17 protein-coding genes are annotated in these 17,416 nt (G+C 32.8%); 9 read left to right on the top strand and 8 right to left on the bottom strand.

The features are described from left to right. Nucleotides 1-8: 8 nt before the first annotated feature. The 5 genes from ABZP37_RS12880 to ABZP37_RS12900 all read right to left on the bottom strand — a co-directional run bounded on the left by ABZP37_RS12880 (nt 9) and on the right by ABZP37_RS12900 (nt 4,227). On the bottom strand, nt 9-446 hold the full coding sequence (locus tag ABZP37_RS12880; RefSeq protein WP_366183533.1) for a CBS domain-containing protein: 438 nt from the start codon (nt 444-446) through the stop codon (nt 9-11). A 336-nt stretch (nt 447-782) separates the two neighbouring features. After that, nucleotides 783-1,733, bottom strand: a complete 951-nt coding sequence (locus ABZP37_RS12885; protein WP_366183534.1) for a hypothetical protein — start codon at nt 1,731-1,733, stop codon at nt 783-785. A gap of 11 nt (nt 1,734-1,744) precedes the next feature. After that, nucleotides 1,745-2,449: a DUF3307 domain-containing protein gene (locus ABZP37_RS12890; protein WP_366183535.1), complete on the bottom strand. Its 705-nt coding sequence runs from the start codon at nt 2,447-2,449 to the stop codon at nt 1,745-1,747. Then, nucleotides 2,443-3,045, bottom strand: coding sequence for a transcriptional regulator (locus ABZP37_RS12895; RefSeq protein WP_366183536.1), 603 nt, complete (start codon nt 3,043-3,045; stop codon nt 2,443-2,445). The genes ABZP37_RS12890 and ABZP37_RS12895 overlap by 7 nt, the downstream gene beginning before the upstream one ends. Nucleotides 3,046-3,303: 258 nt before the next feature. Continuing rightward, a complete protein-coding gene (locus tag ABZP37_RS12900; protein WP_366183537.1) occupies nt 3,304-4,227 on the bottom strand; it encodes a LysR family transcriptional regulator in 924 nt (307 codons plus the stop codon). A 100-nt stretch (nt 4,228-4,327) separates the two neighbouring features. On the opposite strand from ABZP37_RS12900, the gene ABZP37_RS12905 reads away from it, so the two are divergent. Together ABZP37_RS12905 and ABZP37_RS12910 are read left to right on the top strand one after the other, a co-directional pair. Next, a complete protein-coding gene (locus ABZP37_RS12905) occupies nt 4,328-4,609 on the top strand; it encodes a hypothetical protein (protein ID WP_366183538.1) in 282 nt (93 codons plus the stop codon). Between the two features lie 61 nt (nt 4,610-4,670). After that, a complete protein-coding gene (locus ABZP37_RS12910; protein ID WP_366183539.1) occupies nt 4,671-5,633 on the top strand; it encodes a sodium-dependent bicarbonate transport family permease in 963 nt (320 codons plus the stop codon). Between the two features lie 180 nt (nt 5,634-5,813). On the opposite strand, the gene ABZP37_RS12915 is transcribed toward ABZP37_RS12910, so the two are convergent. From ABZP37_RS12915 to ABZP37_RS12925, 3 genes are all read right to left on the bottom strand, one after another. Beyond that, nucleotides 5,814-6,398 carry a porin family protein gene (locus ABZP37_RS12915; RefSeq protein WP_366183540.1) on the bottom strand — a complete coding sequence of 195 codons (585 nt, stop codon included), beginning with the start codon at nt 6,396-6,398 and terminating at the stop codon, nt 5,814-5,816. A 174-nt stretch (nt 6,399-6,572) separates the two neighbouring features. Then, on the bottom strand, nt 6,573-7,349 hold the full coding sequence (locus ABZP37_RS12920; protein WP_366183541.1) for a membrane metalloprotease: 777 nt from the start codon (nt 7,347-7,349) through the stop codon (nt 6,573-6,575). Nucleotides 7,350-7,430: 81 nt separating this feature from the next. Further along, nucleotides 7,431-8,468, bottom strand: a complete 1,038-nt coding sequence (locus ABZP37_RS12925) for a hypothetical protein (RefSeq protein ID WP_366183542.1) — start codon at nt 8,466-8,468, stop codon at nt 7,431-7,433. A gap of 543 nt (nt 8,469-9,011) precedes the next feature. On the opposite strand from ABZP37_RS12925, the gene ABZP37_RS12930 reads away from it, so the two are divergent. The 7 genes from ABZP37_RS12930 (at nt 9,012) to ABZP37_RS12960 (ending at nt 17,221) form a co-directional block, all read left to right on the top strand. Next, the gene (locus ABZP37_RS12930; protein ID WP_366183543.1) at nt 9,012-9,527 is read left to right on the top strand and encodes an RNA polymerase sigma-70 factor; all 516 of its coding nucleotides are present in this window, start codon (nt 9,012-9,014) and stop codon (nt 9,525-9,527) included. Nucleotides 9,528-9,590: 63 nt separating this feature from the next. Continuing rightward, a complete protein-coding gene (locus tag ABZP37_RS12935) occupies nt 9,591-10,505 on the top strand; it encodes a FecR family protein (RefSeq protein ID WP_366183544.1) in 915 nt (304 codons plus the stop codon). Further along, nucleotides 10,492-13,002, top strand: coding sequence for a TonB-dependent receptor (locus ABZP37_RS12940; protein ID WP_366183545.1), 2,511 nt, complete (start codon nt 10,492-10,494; stop codon nt 13,000-13,002). Before ABZP37_RS12935 ends, ABZP37_RS12940 begins: the two co-directional genes overlap by 14 nt. A gap of 233 nt (nt 13,003-13,235) precedes the next feature. Further along, the gene (locus tag ABZP37_RS12945) at nt 13,236-14,789 is read left to right on the top strand and encodes a bifunctional response regulator/alkaline phosphatase family protein (protein ID WP_366183546.1); all 1,554 of its coding nucleotides are present in this window, start codon (nt 13,236-13,238) and stop codon (nt 14,787-14,789) included. 105 nt (nt 14,790-14,894) lie between these two features. Further along, nucleotides 14,895-15,302 carry a tRNA (adenosine(37)-N6)-threonylcarbamoyltransferase complex ATPase subunit type 1 TsaE gene (gene tsaE / locus ABZP37_RS12950; protein WP_366183547.1) on the top strand — a complete coding sequence of 136 codons (408 nt, stop codon included), beginning with the start codon at nt 14,895-14,897 and terminating at the stop codon, nt 15,300-15,302. A 297-nt stretch (nt 15,303-15,599) separates the two neighbouring features. Further along, entirely contained in the window at nt 15,600-16,805 is a 1,206-nt protein-coding gene (locus ABZP37_RS12955; protein ID WP_366183548.1) for an alanine dehydrogenase, read from the top strand. Between the two features lie 38 nt (nt 16,806-16,843). Then, nucleotides 16,844-17,221: a DUF4258 domain-containing protein gene (locus tag ABZP37_RS12960; protein ID WP_366183549.1), complete on the top strand. Its 378-nt coding sequence runs from the start codon at nt 16,844-16,846 to the stop codon at nt 17,219-17,221. Nucleotides 17,222-17,416 lie beyond the last annotated feature (195 nt).

Here is a 17,416-nt window from a genome sequence, read left to right on the forward strand (position 1 = left end):
TTTAGTAGTTATTGAGCTTTAGTCCCGTGGATGTAAGAATCAAGATGATCAATTGTGTTTTTTTGTAATTCAATTATTGATTTTACAACATCACCAATAGAGACGATTCCAATTACTTGTTCGTCTAACAAAACAGGTAAATGTCTAACTCTCTTATTGGTAATTAAATCCATACAATAATCTATATCATCAGTTGGTTTTACCGTAATAATTTCCTTATCCATGATCTCATGAACAAAGGTTTCCTTTGAAGCTTTATTCATCAATACAATTTTTCGAGCATAATCTCTTTCAGACAGTATTCCTTTCAAAATATTATCTTCAATAACGAGAACAGCACCAATATTTCTTTCCCCCATTATTCTCAAAGCTTCATAAACTGTAATGGTAGAAAGTATGGAATGAACTTCATTGCCTTTTTCGCTTAATATTTGATTTACGGTCATAATAGATGGTTTTATGTTATGCCTAAATTTAAGGAAAAAATAAGTGATAAGCTATAAATTTATATTATTTTTTTGTTCAAAACCCAATTTCAGCATCTAGTAATAGAACTTCAAAACACCTAGAAAAAGGTTAAGAAAATATAGAGGTTAACGAACCATTTGAATACTTGATTCGAATAATAAACTAAATTCTGTATCTGAAAATGTATTATGAGATGCGTTTGCGTGAGGGATAAAAGTGGAAATCCTTGTGGGGGCTGGCATTTATGCCCCCACAAGATTGCAGCGAATAGCCCGACCGGCTTTTTTCGGCCGGTCACGCCCAAATTATTCTGTTTATATTGTTTTACTTTTTAAGTGTTGTTTAATCTCCTTTTTTGACATTTCCTTTGTTATAATACTCTCATTTGTTTCGGAGGTAAAACTACTTTTGGGTACTATTTTGATTAAGCCTTCTTTGGTAAAAAAATAGGGCGTTACAAAAGCATGGGTACTTTTGGCTGTTTTTAGAGTAGCATTTGTATTGTCAACGATGCGACTTTGATCATGATAATAAATATTAAAATGCAAAACATACCGCTTATTATTGAATCTGTCAAGTACTCCTAACATTGTATTTGGATAGACAATATCTCCTAGTTTTACTTTGAAGCTATCTTTTTTAAATCCTTTATAAGCGGCATAAGTACCATCTTCATGCTCTATTAAAAGGGTGTTTTTTTTGCTGGTATAAACCATATTGGTCACTGTGTCTGTTTGGTATTCATTTTTAAGGTCTACCACAATTCCTTTGCGCATGGCAAAAATACTGTCTGCTGTCGTACTTGTGATGTGATAAGATTTCCAACTGTCTACCTTTTCAGCACCAAAGTATTCTTCATTTAAATTAGTGCTTTCATAAACAGTTACTTTTTTTCCTTTTTTGAATGGAAGTAAATATTGAAATAAGCTGTCTACTTTTGGTTTTTGGTTGCCCATACTATAGCTGTAATTATAACTATATCCAATATCCAGATTACTGTTTTGAGGTCTTAAAGTTATTAATGTTCCAGAGCCATACTGGATCACATCTTCATAATCGGACGCAAATGTATTGCTTATGTTAGAGAATTTTACTTTTATAGTATAACTACCAGGTTTGTTTTTTTGGTACTGGATGTCTACCGATTTATCCGAATTACGAATAGAGCTAACTTCTATTGCGCGTTCTTGTGCTTGTGTTTTTAAGGATGTACTGGTTGTCAATAAAGTTATTACAATAACTAAAAAAGAGTTCTTTTTTATCATATAGAGGTGAGTTATAAATATAGGTTTATGTATTGGTAACCACGTGCAATTAGCATCGCTAGTCCAAAACTAATCAAGGTACCAATTAATACATATTCTGTCAAATTACGGTCTTTGGCATTGTTTAGGTCACCAAAACGAAAAATAGATTTGGCACCCAATAAGAAGCCTATGCCTTCCCAATAATTCATGAGAACAAATGAAAAAATAAATAATCGCTCCAACATTCCGATGTACTTTCCGGCTTGATTGGGGTTCTCGTCTTTCATTTTCCATTTTGACAATAAAACCTTGATAATGATTGCCGTTACTTGCGTTTGCAGGACTAAGGCCATTATGAATAATAATATTTTTGAAATGGATAGTATTTTGGTATCAAACACAAAAGGTTCGTAACAGTAAACTACTGTCGCAATAACTACTAAATGTGATAATTGATCTGCAAAAAATAAGATAATTTCATTTTTTTTGTTTTGGCATTTTAATTTAATCCAATCGATTATAAAATGTGTGATGACTATCGTGAGCATCCCCAACCAATATTGTAATTGAAATTGCAAAGCAATCAATAACACCAAAGCATGCACTCCTACATGATACAGTAAAAATTTAGGTCGGTGTTTGGCAACCGATTTAGCTTTGACCCATTTATCCGGTTGCAGCAAAAAATCGCCTGCAAAATGCGCGAATAATAAAGGGATTAATAGTGTTAACATAATTCGCGGATGCTTTGTTGGTAATAGTTTAACAACTGATTCAGTTCATCATAACCGCCTCTTTTTAAGGCTTCGCTAATGTTTCCTTGTCTTTTATTATCAAAATTTTTGGCTATGTCTTTTTGATTCATCGTAGGGTTCTGAAATTTAAAACAAACCACTTCGGCTGTTTTAGCAGTCCATTTATCCATGGTTATAGTTGCTAAATCCAACATGATGTTTAAAGTCGTGTTCAATGGATTCCATGGTGTTTGTAGTGCCAATGTTTGCTTTTTCAAAGCATCAAAACAAGTTCCAGAATTGACAAATGCAGTTCCGTTTGATTCCGTTGCCTTATCCGTTCTATAATCAATTTCTCCAATTCCTATTGCCATTCGAACATTGATTTCCTTACTTTTCAAATATGATTTGATAATAAAACTCAAATTCAAGGCTTGTTCTGGAGTGGTTATAATCTGGAAACTATCACCACGGTAAATTTCCCAATCCTTAGGACTAGAACCGTATTGATTCAAAATGTCTTTCAATAGATTAATCCAGACTTCTACTGCCGATTGTCGTGATTGAACTATATCCCCTGTGATTACTGCAAACATAATTTTGTATTTAGTATGTAAATATATCTATTAAAAAGCAGATAATCAATAATATCTACAAAAAAGCAGATAATTAAGGATATCTATCTAAAAGCAGATATTACAACTCATTAATTCCAAAACCAATTTTAGAAATATTTTCACAGGACTAAAAGTAATTAATTTCTTAAAACAAATACTGTTTTTATAAAAAAGTTAAAACTTAAAATTTTATAGTAAAAGGGGAGTCATTGCGTTTTAAATAGATTACAATTTTAATCAGTACTGCTCGTACCAATTGAATTTCTCCTGTACAATCCTTTGCTTTTCTTCTTGTATGTACTTCAATAAAGCAGAAGATATTGGCGAATGTTTTTTTCCTTTCAGCCAAATCAAACTCCAATTGGTTGTAATTGGTAATCCTTTTACAGGAATAATTTGCAATTCATTGTTACGCAGTTCATTCTTGATACCAATTAAAGGCATGATAGAATAGCCTAAACCTGCAACCATAGCTTGTTTTACCGCTTCATTAGAGGTTAATTCCATTTTTTTAAACCCCGAAATGGAATTTTGAGCGATAAATTTTTCCATGATTTGTCTCGTACCAGAACCTTGTTCTCTATAAATCAATGGCAAATTTTTAAATACTTTTTTGATGTTTTTTTCCTCATTAAAAAGTTTTTCGGCACTCCCAACCAAATACAATTTGTTTTGAAGCAAATCCAATTGCTCCACATCTAGCGTAGTGGGAACAATGGAAACCAAAGCAAAATCAACTTCATTTTTTTTTAAACTTTCCATGACTTTACTTTTATTGGTCACATCCATCAAAAGTTCAATTCCGGTATGTTCCTTCATGAAATCGGCCAAGAAAAAAGGCATAATATACTTTCCTGTAGAAACGATAGATATTTTTAATTTACCCGAAAGTTGTCCTTTGTATGCCATCGTTTTATAATTGATGGCTTGGACTTGATTAATAATATTTTCAGCGGCTTCTGCAATTTCATAACCAAAATCAGTGATGTATATTTTTCTTCCTATAACTTCTGTTAGTGGAATTTCAAATTGATCTTGAAAATTTCGGAGTTGAATAGAAACTGCAGGCTGTGTCAAATGCAATTCTTCCGATGCCTTAGTAACACTTTGCGTTTGTACAATTTTTAAGAAAATCTGTAGTTGGTTGAGCGTATAATTCATAAAATATTTTTATGCTTTTCATTACAAATATAAATAAAAATTTATGAATTAAAAGATTCAATTTTGCACCAGGAAATTTAACCCCGTAAACTCTTTAAACATGGACTCAAAACAAGAATTAAAATTAATTGATGGTACATTTTTGCCAAACGAGGCAATCGAAATTTTATTGAATTTATACAATCAAAAAATTAAATTTCATGAATTAAAGAATTTCAGTACCCAAGAATGTACTGGAACAGCACATAGTTATTCTGTACAAAGAATTCCAGAGTTGGAAGTAGATATTGAAACTATAAAAAAAATCATCAAAGACGCCGCGGAAAAAAATCAAAAATTGATTATCAAATCTATTCTTCATATTGACTTTGTTCAAAATTAAATTGATCAAAAATACAGTCATTAGCTCGTCTTTTTTACTTTAAACTTTCTAAAAAAATAAAATGAATTTTAATCTTCTTACTGAAAATTTAACGAATCCTGCGCTGCTTTTTTTTGTTCTCGGTATCATCGCTGCTTATTTAAAAAGTGACTTAGAAATACCTCCGAATTCATCTAAATTCATTTCATTGTACCTCTTATTTGCCATTGGTTTCAAAGGAGGTCAGGAATTATCACATGAAACATTTTCTGCAGAGATAGGTTGGTCGATCTTGTTTGGAATATTTATTTCCTTATTCATTCCGCTCTACACTTTTTTTATTTTGAGAAGAAAACTCAATGTCTTTGATTCAGGTGCTATTGCGGCAGCTTATGGCTCTGTAAGTGCGGTAACATTTGTAACAGCGGTTTCATTTCTTGAAGCACAACAATTAGAACTTCATGGACACATGGTGGCCATCATGGCGTTGATGGAATCTCCAGCCATTATAATAGGACTGGTTTTAATTACTATTTTTAATAAAAAAGAATCCAATACAGTCAAAAAAAGTTCCGTTATCAAACACTCCTTAACTAATGGTAGTGTGCTGCTGATTCTAGGAAGTTTGGTTATTGGTTTTCTAGCCGATGCAAAGCAAGCCGAAGGAATTAAACCTTTTACAAATGACCTTTTCAAAGGCTTCTTAGCTATCTTTCTTTTGGATATGGGAATTACAAGTGGTAAAAAATTGAAAGCTTTCTTTTCCTTTGGATGGTTTCCCTTTTTGTTTGCCATGTTCATACCGCTTTTCAACGGTTGTCTGTTCGCAATCCTAAGTTCCTTTATCACAGATGATATAGCTAACCGATTCATATTTGCCATCTTGGCAGCGAGTGCATCCTATATAGCGGTTCCTGCGGCAATGAAAATTACTGTTCCCAAAGCAAATCCGGGATTGTTTTTACCCATGGCTTTAGCAGTTACCTTCCCTATTAATATTACCATTGGAATGCCAATCTATTTCTTGGTCATACAATCGTTTTAAATGCAATTAGCTGTTAGTGCTCTATAAAGTCTTCGACGACCTCAAACTAACATTCCAAATACCACGAAAAAGGGTTTGACTTTATACCAAGTCAAACCCTTTTGTTTTTTAATCATTCAAAAATGGAGAAACATTAAGACTTAATACTCTTAATATTTCTTTTTTTAATTAAGCAGTATGCTAAAAATCAATTCCTAATGAAAATTGCCAAACTCTATTGTAGGCACTATTGTTTTCGTATAAATCTCCTAAACCTAAGTGGTAACGAACACCAATACTCACTCCTGAATCCGATTTTAAACCAGCTCCAAAATTCATACCCCAATCTAAACTTTTTGGGTCGTATTCTTGAGAACTACTAAACAATCCACTATATTCTTCTTTGTGTGTTACGGCAAATCCAATTTGTGGACCTGCTTCTAAGAAAAAATTATCTGAAGGATACGCTTTGAACATTAAAGGCACATTGATATAATTTAATTTCTGAGTGAATTTGCCATTACCATTATCAATCACATATCCTTGTTGTGAAAACATAACTTCTGGTTGAATCGCAAAATTGTCACTCACAAATGATTCTCCGTAAAGTCCAATATGAAAACCATGTCTTTGACTGGTTTCTCCTTCTCCATCAAATTGAACGGCGGCTAAATTATAACCTCCTTTAATTCCAACATTGGATTTGTCGTTTGTCTCTTTTTGGGCAAAAAGGGTTGAAAATGAACTAATGAATAAAGTTGCTAAGATGATATATGTTGTTTTCATTTTTGTTGTTTTAAGTTAAAATATCTTGTTTGTATATATAAATTAGCCGGTGTAGATTTCATCGAAGGGAAATGTTATCCTACGACAGCTTCGACAAGCTTAGCCTGAAAATTTAAACCAAACGAAATAATAAATGATAATTTCATTAAACTGAAATCCTAGTAGTATTGCTAATTATTTTCCGCCATTGGCTTTTAAATCGGCCAAACAAGCAGTGTCTAACTTAGGAACACTTCCACCTGAAATCATAGAACTAATACCTCCACCAGTTCCTGTGGACCAATACATTAGACAGCTTTCTGTGATACAGTGTTTTTCATTTGTTGTATCTTCATGGTTACTTTGTAGTGTTGTACCTAAATTTGTCAATCCTAAGATATGGCCAAATTCATGTTCAATTACCGTAGCTTCATAAGTACTTCTATTAGGTTGATTAAAACTACCTGAAAGTCTTTGAACCGTTTTTTGAAAAATCACAAACGAAGTATTGCGATAAGCAGTTCCTAGAACTACAGATTCAGTGGTGTTTTTGGAAGATTCTCCATCAGCAAAATATGCCCAAACTGCGATTTCAGAGTCTGTATTATAAAGCGTTCTGTTTTCAACTTCAATATCGATAATCTCCTGATCGGTGAAACTCGTTTTTCCTGTTGAAGCAATCACTCTTTTAACTACTCGAATTCCGTCTGGCTTATTAATTCGTTCATTCAAAAAAGCAACAAAATTGTTTATGGCAGTGGTTGACGGTTCAAATCCCTGCACATAAGCGACTTCAATAACCATGCTTTTAAAAGCATTGTTTGCCAACATATCATTTGCTGAAGTCCCAGTGTTTTTTTGATTACTGGATTTAGGAAAACCTTCAGGACTCAATTTGCTAGTATCATCTTCTTTGGAACACGATAACAATAAAAACAGAGAGCTCAAGAGTAATACAGTAGCTTTTTTCATTTTGAATTATTTTATTCTAATTTTTAAATAAGGAACAACTCGCTCAGGCATGATTGAGTTGTTCCTTAAACTCAAATCAGATTATATTTGTTTTAAAACCAAGGTTACAGCAGCATTGGTAGAACTTTGTAACGTAATTGTTGAAGAATTGAAACTAGTTACTTTCCAGTTGTTATTCAATAAATTGAAAGTCGCGTTTCCTGAAAAAGTCATTTGAAAGAAAACATCCGTTTCTGAAGTTACTGCATACGTTCCATTCACTGTTGAAATTAGTCCGTTAGTCGCTTTAACTTTGAAATCATTCGTATAATCAATCGTATAATCTTTATAATCAGTAGCAGTATCTACTCCTAATTTAATATACGACTGCACTTTAAACGCTCCATCTACCATTATTTTTTGTAATCTAGCCACTTTTTCTTTTGCATCATCTTCTGCAGTATCTTTCGCTCTACATTCGTTTATACTTGACTGTAACTCTGCATTACTGTTTATTGATACTGTAGTATTGTCACTAAATGTAACTTTTACCGGGTAGTTCAAAGCAAACAATTCATTGTCATTAGCCTTATTCATATACGTATATAATTCTTGTTTGGATTGAATAACGATACTTCCTGTTTGTTCAAATGTCAAATTATAAGTTAAAAGTGTCATAGGAAAATTAAAGTTGATACATTTAATAGCTTCTCTACCATCACTTTCAGCTTGGGAACAAACGTCTATAATTGTATTGTATTCTGATTGATTGTTTACAGTAACTTCAGTATAGTTACTCATTTTTACTTTTAATGGAAATTGAAGCACAACAGTATCTTGGTCGTTATTAAACATTCCTAAAATAGAAATTACTTGAGCGTAATTTGCTTCAGTCAATAATGAAACTGTAGTACCATTAACAATTGCAGTAGCTGGTAAAACAATAGAAGAACATGAAGCTCCGTCTAAAAAATCATCAAATGAACCATCATACATTGAGGTACGTTTAATATTATTAGCTGTTGTCGAATTTGTTGAATTAGGATTTTCTCCTGTAACTACATCAACTTCGTTTTGACAAGATGTAAATCCAAATAAGGCTACTAATGTCATTCCTGTAATAATTCTTAACTTTTTCATAATTTTCAAATTTAATGTTTTTATATTTATTGAGTGGTATTTCAAACCGTTTCTATCAGTAAGACAACCATTGTTTATTTTACCCTACCCTAGTATTTAAAAAAAAAAATATATATTGTGTTAATTAATATATACGTCATTATTAAAGCAATAAAATGTTTAACGTTTATAGAAGTTGTATAATCCTCCGAAGTATTATTATCTCCTTGCGCTTCATTTATATTTGTTTGAGATAATGTAAAACCAAATACATTTACTAATGTTTGTCCTGTGATTGTTTTTAACTTTTTCATACTATTTAAGTTCGGAGTTGTTATTAATATGGTTTTATTCTTTAACCGCTTTCTAATAACAAGACAACCAATGCTTACTTTTCCCTACTCAATTTCATAAATAAAAAAAAATAATTAATCATTAAACACTTAATAACCAGATTATTATTATTATTTGGAAATTGTTCTAAAAGTAAAATCATTTGCTATAGCTAATTCTATTTAAAAAAAAAAGTAATTTTACCAATACCAAAAAACAAAAAGCCCCATAATGACCGAAGAAAAAAATAATCTCTGTGAAGAACTTCACTTTAATGATTTTTATCTCAAAAATGTTCAATCAGCCACGAACTTCGCTTATTATAAATGTGGAGATCGGGATTCGGCATTGGATTTAGTTCAAGATGCCTTTACTAAAATCTGGGAAAATTGCTCTCAAATTGATTTTACCAAAGTCAAGACCTATTTATTGACAACCGTAAACAATCTTTTCCTAAATACGATCAAACACAAAAAGGTCGTTTTTCAATATCAAAAGGAAGTTCCTAATTTGGATACTAATAATCAAAGTCCGGAATATCTATTAGAAGAAGAAGAATTTAAAGTCAAACTTCAAAACGCCATTAGTTCCTTAACAGAAGCGCAACGGGAAGTATTCTTAATGAATAGGATTGAAGGAAAAAAATACCGTGAGATTGCAGAACTATTAGCTATTTCACAAAAAGCAGTGGAAAAGAGAATGTCTGGCGCTTTGAAAATCCTAAAGTCGCAAATCGAAAACATATAAATTTAGTTTCAAAAGTAGGGTAATTCGAAAATGAGTTGTCCTAATAGTATAGCACTGGAAATTATGGAAAATGAGAAACAAATATTAAAATGGTTAAATGGTGAACTTTCGAGTCAAGAAATCGAGGATTTGAAACAATCCCCAGATTTTAAGACTTACGAAAAAATGGCCCATTATACGGTACATCTACAAACCCCAACACTAGATGCTCAAGAAGCTTTGTCTGCATTTCAAAAACGTAAAAAAAATAAGAATACTGGTAAATTGGTTTCTTTCAATAGAACAATTTGGTACCAAATGGCAGCTGCATTTTTAGTGTTATTAACCACAGCATATTTCTTATATTACAATAGCACTACTACTTTTGAAACTCAAATTGCACAAAATCAAACATTCCGTTTACCTGATAATTCTGAAGTGGTTTTAAATGCCGCTTCAAAAATTAGTTTCAAAGAGAATAAATGGGATGAAAATCGTGATTTGACCTTGGAAGGAGAAGCCTATTTTCAGGTGCAGAAAGGAAAAACATTTAGTGTAAATACGTCAGATGGAATCGTAAAAGTATTAGGAACACATTTCAATGTAAAACAACGCGATCATTATTTTGAAGTACGTTGTTTTGAAGGTTTGGTAAGTGTAACCCATAACGATGAAACTGTAAAATTACCTCCTGGAAAAACCTTTAGATTAATTGGTAACCAAATCGAAAATATCCCTGATTTCAATGCTAATACGCCATCTTGGTTACAGCAAGAATCAAGTTTTGAAAACATTCCTTTAGTGCAGGTTATAAGTGAATTAGAGCGTCAGTACATTCTTAAAATCAAAACGGATGGAATTGATACTGCAGTATTATTTACAGGAACTTTTACCCATAAAAACGAAAAAGTAGCACTAGATGCTATTACAATTCCATTGCAAATTAGTTATAAAATAGAAGGCAAAACCGTTATATTTTACAAAAATGGAAATCAATAAATGGCTTATTTATTTTCTATTCCTAATCAGTTTTTCCAATTATGCGCAAAAAACCGTGGGTACAATTCCATTAGAGAATTACTTAAAAGGCATTGAACAAAAGTTTGATGTGAAGTTTTCCTATGCCGTTTCTGATGTAGCCAATGTTAAGATAAATCAACCTATCCAGAAATTGACATTAGAACAAACAATTACCTACTTGAATACCAATTCACTTTTAAACTTCAAAGCATTAGACAAACGTTATATAACTGTTTCCCTAGCTGATAAAAAGGTGGCTATTTGTGGAATCATAATTGGTTATGACACACAAAATCCCCTGTCAGGAGCATCCATTTCAATGAATTCGATTTTAAAAACATCAACGAATGCTAAAGGTAATTTTAGTTTAACGAATGTTTCTTTGGAAGCAACAATTTTAGTTTCTTATTTAGGTTATGAAAGCCAACAAATTACTGTTAAAAACTTTTTTTTAAATTCGAGTTCTTGTAAAAATATAACTCTAAAACCCGTTAATGAAGAACTTAATCCAGTGTTGATAAACGTCTATTTAACGGCAGGTTTACAAAAATACATAGACGGAAATATTGTCCTTACTACAAAGAAATTTGAAATTTTACCCGGTTTAGTACAACCAGATGTTTTACAATCTATTCAAGTATTACCTGGAATAGAAAGTACAAACGAAAGTATAGCCAACATCAACGTACGTGGAGGAACTAACGACCAAAACTTAATGATTTGGGACAATATTAAAATGTATCATTCCGGACATTTTTTTGGATTAATATCCGCTTATAATCCTAATTTGACTGATAAAGTAATTATTACTAAGAACGGGACTTCGGCTGAATATAGTGATGGCGTATCCAGTACAATTGCAATGTTTACCAAAGACGACGTTAGTACTAAACTCTCTGGCGGTGCTGGTGTCAATCTTATTGATGCAGATGCTTTTCTAGAAATTCCATTGGCAAAAAAATGGTCGGTTCATGTTTCTGGACGTCGTTCTATAACAGATTATTTGGACACACCAACTTTTACAAAGTATTTCAAACGCAGTTTTCAAGATTCTGAAATTAATGCTGACCAACAAGATTCAAACTCTAAATCGGATTTTCATTTTTTTGATTATACAGCCAAACTATTGTTTGACCTGAATGAGAATCATCAGTTTAGAGCCAATATCATTGGGATACAAAACAATTTAGAGTACAGTGAAGCCGAATCCAAATCAAGTTCTTTATCTCAAAAAAACTTAGGCGCTGGTATCAACTGGAAAGGGAAATGGAACGAAAAATGGACAACTGAAGCCAATGGATATTATTCCAAATACAATATCGATGCTTCAGACTATCGTGTACAAACCAATCAATTATTGACAGAAGCGAATGAAGTTTTGGAAACAGGAGCCAAAATTAACACCAAATTCAAAGCAAAAGAGCAGCTCCATTTTCTAGCGGGTTATCAAATTACCGAAACTGGAATGTTGAATCAAACGACAGTAAGTGCGCCCTCCTACTCTAGTACTAAGAAAAACGTACTCTTGAGTCAAGCCATTTTTGCAGAAGCCGAATTTCATAACAACCATACTTTTTTAAGACTTGGAGCTCGTTTGAATTATTTTCAAAAATTCAGCAAATTTATCATTGAGCCACGCATTAATTTTCGACAAGAATTATCTAAGATTTTTGCTTTAAAAATAGAAGGAGAATTCAAAAACCAAATAGCAACTCAAATTATCGATTTTGAAGATGATTTTCTGGGTGTCGAAAAAAGACGTTGGGTTGTGGTCAACAATACTACTATTCCTATTGCAACAAGTAAACAAGCCTCGTTTGGAATGGAGTTCAAGCAAAAGAAATTCAATTTGGATATAACTGGTTTTTATAAAATAATAGAAGGGATCACAGCTTCTAATCAAGGATTTTACAATAATTTTCAATATAAAAACGCCAATGGAAGTTATACCTCCAAAGGAATTGAATTTTTGGCTAATAAAACTTCTCACAATTACAGCATTTGGACTAGCTACACTTTGAGTAAGAACGACTACCAATTTGACAGTTTTACGCCTTCTCAATTTCCTAATAATGTTGATATCAGGCATTCAATAACTTTTGGTTTTAGTTATAACTTAATGCAAAACCTAAGTATTTCTTTAGGAGGAATGTGGCGTAATGGTCATCCTTATACCGCTCCTGTAGTTGGAAATGAAACAATACAAACAGGAAATACGACTGTGGTTAATTATGATAGTCCTAACAATACAAACTTGGATAATTTCAAACGGTTGGATGTATCTCTAAGTTATAAAATTCCTTTTTCAGCTTCCGCAAAAGGAATATTGAGAGCAGGAATAATAAATCTAACGAATGAACAAAATTTGATTAATCGTTATTATAGAGTAGATCAATCCAATTCAAATAAAGCGGTTGAAGTCAATAATACTTCCTTAGGATTGACTCCAAATGTGAGTTTTAGAGTTAATTTCTAAACTGAAAATTCAGTACAAATATTTTACGCCAAAAATTAAAAAGGATGATATGATTAAATCTGAAATAATCTATGTAATCTGCGGCAAGTTTTAACAATATAGGCTTTATCTCTTCTTGATCAAATAATTGTAGTTTTTTCTGAATTTTTATAAAAAAATTAGGAACATTAGACTTCAAAAAAATGTAAATTGGCACATTCATTGCTACTTATCGCGCACAAAAACTACTATACATGGACAAAATAAAAATACTTTGGGTTGATGATGAAATTGATTATCTCAAACCCCACATCCTTTTTTTAGAGAAAAAAAATTACAGCGTAACCACTTGTAACAACGGTCGTGACGCTATAGATATATTTGAAAATGAAAACTTTGATGTTGTTTTTCTAGATGAAAATATGCCTGGGATGAGCGGATTGGAAACTCTTTCAGAAATGAAAGAGAAAAAATCTTCCGTTCCCATGATTATGATTACCAAAAGTGAAGAAGAATACATTATGGAAGAAGCCATAGGTTCTAAAATTGCTGATTATCTAATCAAGCCCGTTAATCCGCATCAAATTTTATTGAGTTTAAAGAAAATTTTAGACCACTCCCGTTTGATAACTGAAAAAACCACTCTGGATTATCAGAAAGAGTTTCGTAAGATTTCTATGGAAATGGGCATGGTCAATTCCTATGAAGATTGGATTGAATTTTACAAAAAATTGATATTTTGGGAACTGAATCTTGAAAACATCAATGACCATTCATTGACTGAAATTTTAGAATCTCAAAAACAAGAAGCCAATTCTCAATTTGGAAAATTCATCGAGCGTAATTATGAAGATTGGTTTGAACCAAAAGCAGACAAACCAGTTCAATCACACACCTTGTTCAGGGAAGTTGTGGTTCCAGAATTAGTCAAAAAAGACAAACCAGTGCTATTTGTAGTCATTGATAATTTACGCTATGACCAGTGGAAAGTTTTTGAAGATGTGGTCGCTAAACATTACAAACTGGAAAAAGAAGTACCCTATTACTCTATTCTACCAACTGCAACTCAATACGCTAGAAATGCCATTTTCTCAGGATTATTGCCTGTTGATATGGAGAAAAAATTTCCGCAATACTGGAAGAACGACCCGGAAGAAGGAGGTAAAAACCTTTATGAAGCTGAGTTTTTGACAGCACATTTAAAACGTTTAGGATTAAACATTAAAGAGGATTATTTCAAAATAACCAATTTAGCTGCTGGAAAAAAACTGGTTGAAAACTTTAAAGGTTTAAAGAACAACGACCTAGTTACTATAGTCTATAACTTTGTAGACATGCTTTCACATGCCAAAACGGAGATGGATGTAGTTAAAGAATTAGCATCAGATGATAAGGCTTATCGTTCTTTAACGTTAAGTTGGTTCAAAAATTCCCCTTTGTTAGAAATCATTCAACAAGCGCAAGCTTTAGGTTTCAAATTGGTGCTTACAACAGATCACGGGACCATCAATGTACGAAATCCATCAAAAGTGGTTGGAGATAAAAACACCAGTTTAAACTTAAGATACAAGACAGGCCGAAGCCTTACTTATGAACATAAAGATGTTTATGCGGTCAAAGACCCAAAAAAAATTGGTTTACCGATCATAAATATGACCAGTTCTTATATTTTTGCTAAAAATGATTTATTCTTGGCTTATGTCAACAATTTCAATCATTATGTGGGTTATTACAAAAACACCTATCAACACGGTGGAATTTCATTAGAAGAAATGATTATTCCTTGTTTGGTGTTTAATCCAAAATAAATTTAAAAAAAATTGGAAGTTATGAGTTATGAAGTAGGAGTTTTGGAGAATATTAGATCCAATTAACTCATAACTCATAACTCCTAATTCATAACTAGCTGTAAAATGGAATTTATATTTTCTTTAAACGAAATTGAGTCAATAGCTCAAAAAGTATTGGACACCAAGCCTAATGAAGTCATTATTTTTCATGGGGAAATGGGGGCTGGAAAAACAACATTTATCAAAGCATTGGCTAAAAAACTAGGAGTTACGGGCTCAACAAGCAGTCCTACTTTCTCTTTAGTTAATGAATACGAAGCGGCTAATAATCAGTTGGTTTATCACTTTGATTTTTATCGTTTAAAAAATGAAATAGAAGCCTTAGATATGGGAGTCGATGAATACTTATATTCTGGTAATTGGTGTTTTATCGAATGGGCTGAAAACATTCCAAACTTAATCCCTGAATTACATTCTGTGATCACTATTAAAGCACTACCTGATGGAAAAAGGATTTTAGAATTGAGATAAAACACTCTAATCTTCTTATTTATTTTTCACCAATTTATGTGATAAAAAAGGAGAAAACAGATTTTAGAAATATTAAAAATTTGATTAATCTTTTTGTGAATTTAGAGAAATCTATACCTCTATGTATCATAGCAAAGCACCTTATCAAATGTTCTTAGTATTTCTTATATGGTTAAAAAAAGCTATGTGTTTCAAAAAAAAAACACACTCAACAAAAACAATTGGTTAATAATAGAAACGGAAATCGCTTATTTTAATCTTTTTACGTAATTTTACTTTCAAATTATCACATTTACAATGTCAATAACCGTAGCAATTACACCATTTACGAAAGAACAGTTACTCCCACAAGAAGAAAAACTGGAAGTAGCTAAACGAAAGAGCGAACTTTTTATCGGTGTTCCTAGCGAAACCAGTTACCAAGAACGACGAATTTGTTTAACTCCTGATGCTGTAAATTCACTTACGCATCACGGTCATCGTGTGATGATTGAATCCGGTGCTGGCGAAAGTTCCAGTTATACAGACAAAGAATACAGTGATGCAGGAGCCGAAATCACCCATGACACCCGCAAAGTTTTTGGCTGTCCGATGATTCTCAAAGTCGGTGCTCCTACCATAGATGAAATTGAAATGATGAACAATAAGTCCATCCTTATCTCTTCAATTCAGTTAAAAACCAAAAGTAAAGCCTATTTTGAAGCTTTAAGTAAGAAAAAAATAACCGCTTTGGCATTTGAGTATATCAAAGATCAAGACGGCTCTTATCCAGCTGTACGTTCTTCAAGCGAAATCGCAGGAACCGCTTCCATACTAATTGCCGCCGAATTAATGATCACCAATGATTTTGGAAAAGGGTTATTGTTTGGCAATATTACAGGAGTTCCTCCTACTGATGTAGTGATTATCGGAGCTGGTACTGTGGCTGAATTTGCTGCCAAAACAGCCTTAGGATTAGGAGCTAATATAAAAATATTTGACAACTCCATAACTAAGCTAAGACGACTACAAAACACACTGGACCAAAGAGTATTCACCTCTACCATTCAAACCAAAGCATTAACCAAAGCCTTACGTCGTTGTGACGTCGCTATTGGCGCATTGCGTGGAGCGCAACGTTGTCCAGTAGTAGTTTCTGAAACTATGGTCGAACACATGAAAAAAGGAGCTGTCATTGTTGATGTTAGTATCGATACCGGAGGATGTTTTGAAACCTCAGAAGTGACAACCCACGAAAAACCAACCTTTATCAAAAGTAATGTCCTGCACTATTGTGTGCCTAATATTGCTTCACGATACTCCAAAACCGCATCACTTTCCATCAGTAACATCATTACCCCTTACTTGATGCAAATTGCTGACGATGGTGGAATCGAATCGGCGATTCGTTGTGATGCAGGATTAAAAAACGGCGTTTACCTCTACCACGGAATCTTAACCAACAAAGCCATTGGCGATTGGTTCAATTTACCCAATAACGACATCAATTTAATTGTATTTTAAAGAATCTTTATTTTACCTTTGCAACAAAATTAAAACACATGAAATTCTTTCACCGATTTGCCTACTATTTGGTTGGCTTAACAATAGGTTTATTCTTTGTCGCAATGGTTTTTAGCGGAAAAGACACGCGATGCAACTACTTTCCAAACGCTAGAGTCCTAAATGACTTGCGTACCAAACCCTTCGAATATTCTCCAAAAGCCTCTTCCGTATTGGCAGAAACTTGGATCGATACCATAGATATCAAAAACACTTTGGAATTTGGTGACGTAGACTTTGACGAAAGTAAAACAGAGTTTGGACAAAATACTAAACTATACGTGATAGAAGGAAAAACCATGAAAAACCAACCCATCATCCTAAAGGTGAGCAATAGAGCCGATAAAGCAATATTAGAAGAAATCATCAAAAAATAATAACAACATACGACTGGGTTCGTCCTTCGGACCCGACACCATTACTAAAACGGGCTCCTCACTGCAAAGTAAGGAGCCCGTTTTAGTAATGGTGTCGGGCGATACGCACTACTTCGGTAGTATTGTTTCTCTGCTCCAATTATTAAGACTCCAAATAACTCTTAAATTCACCATCGTAACAGCTGAACGGTAGTA

The sequence above is a fragment of the Flavobacterium ovatum genome (assembly GCF_040703125.1).
GTDB lineage: Bacteria > Bacteroidota > Bacteroidia > Flavobacteriales > Flavobacteriaceae > Flavobacterium > Flavobacterium ovatum.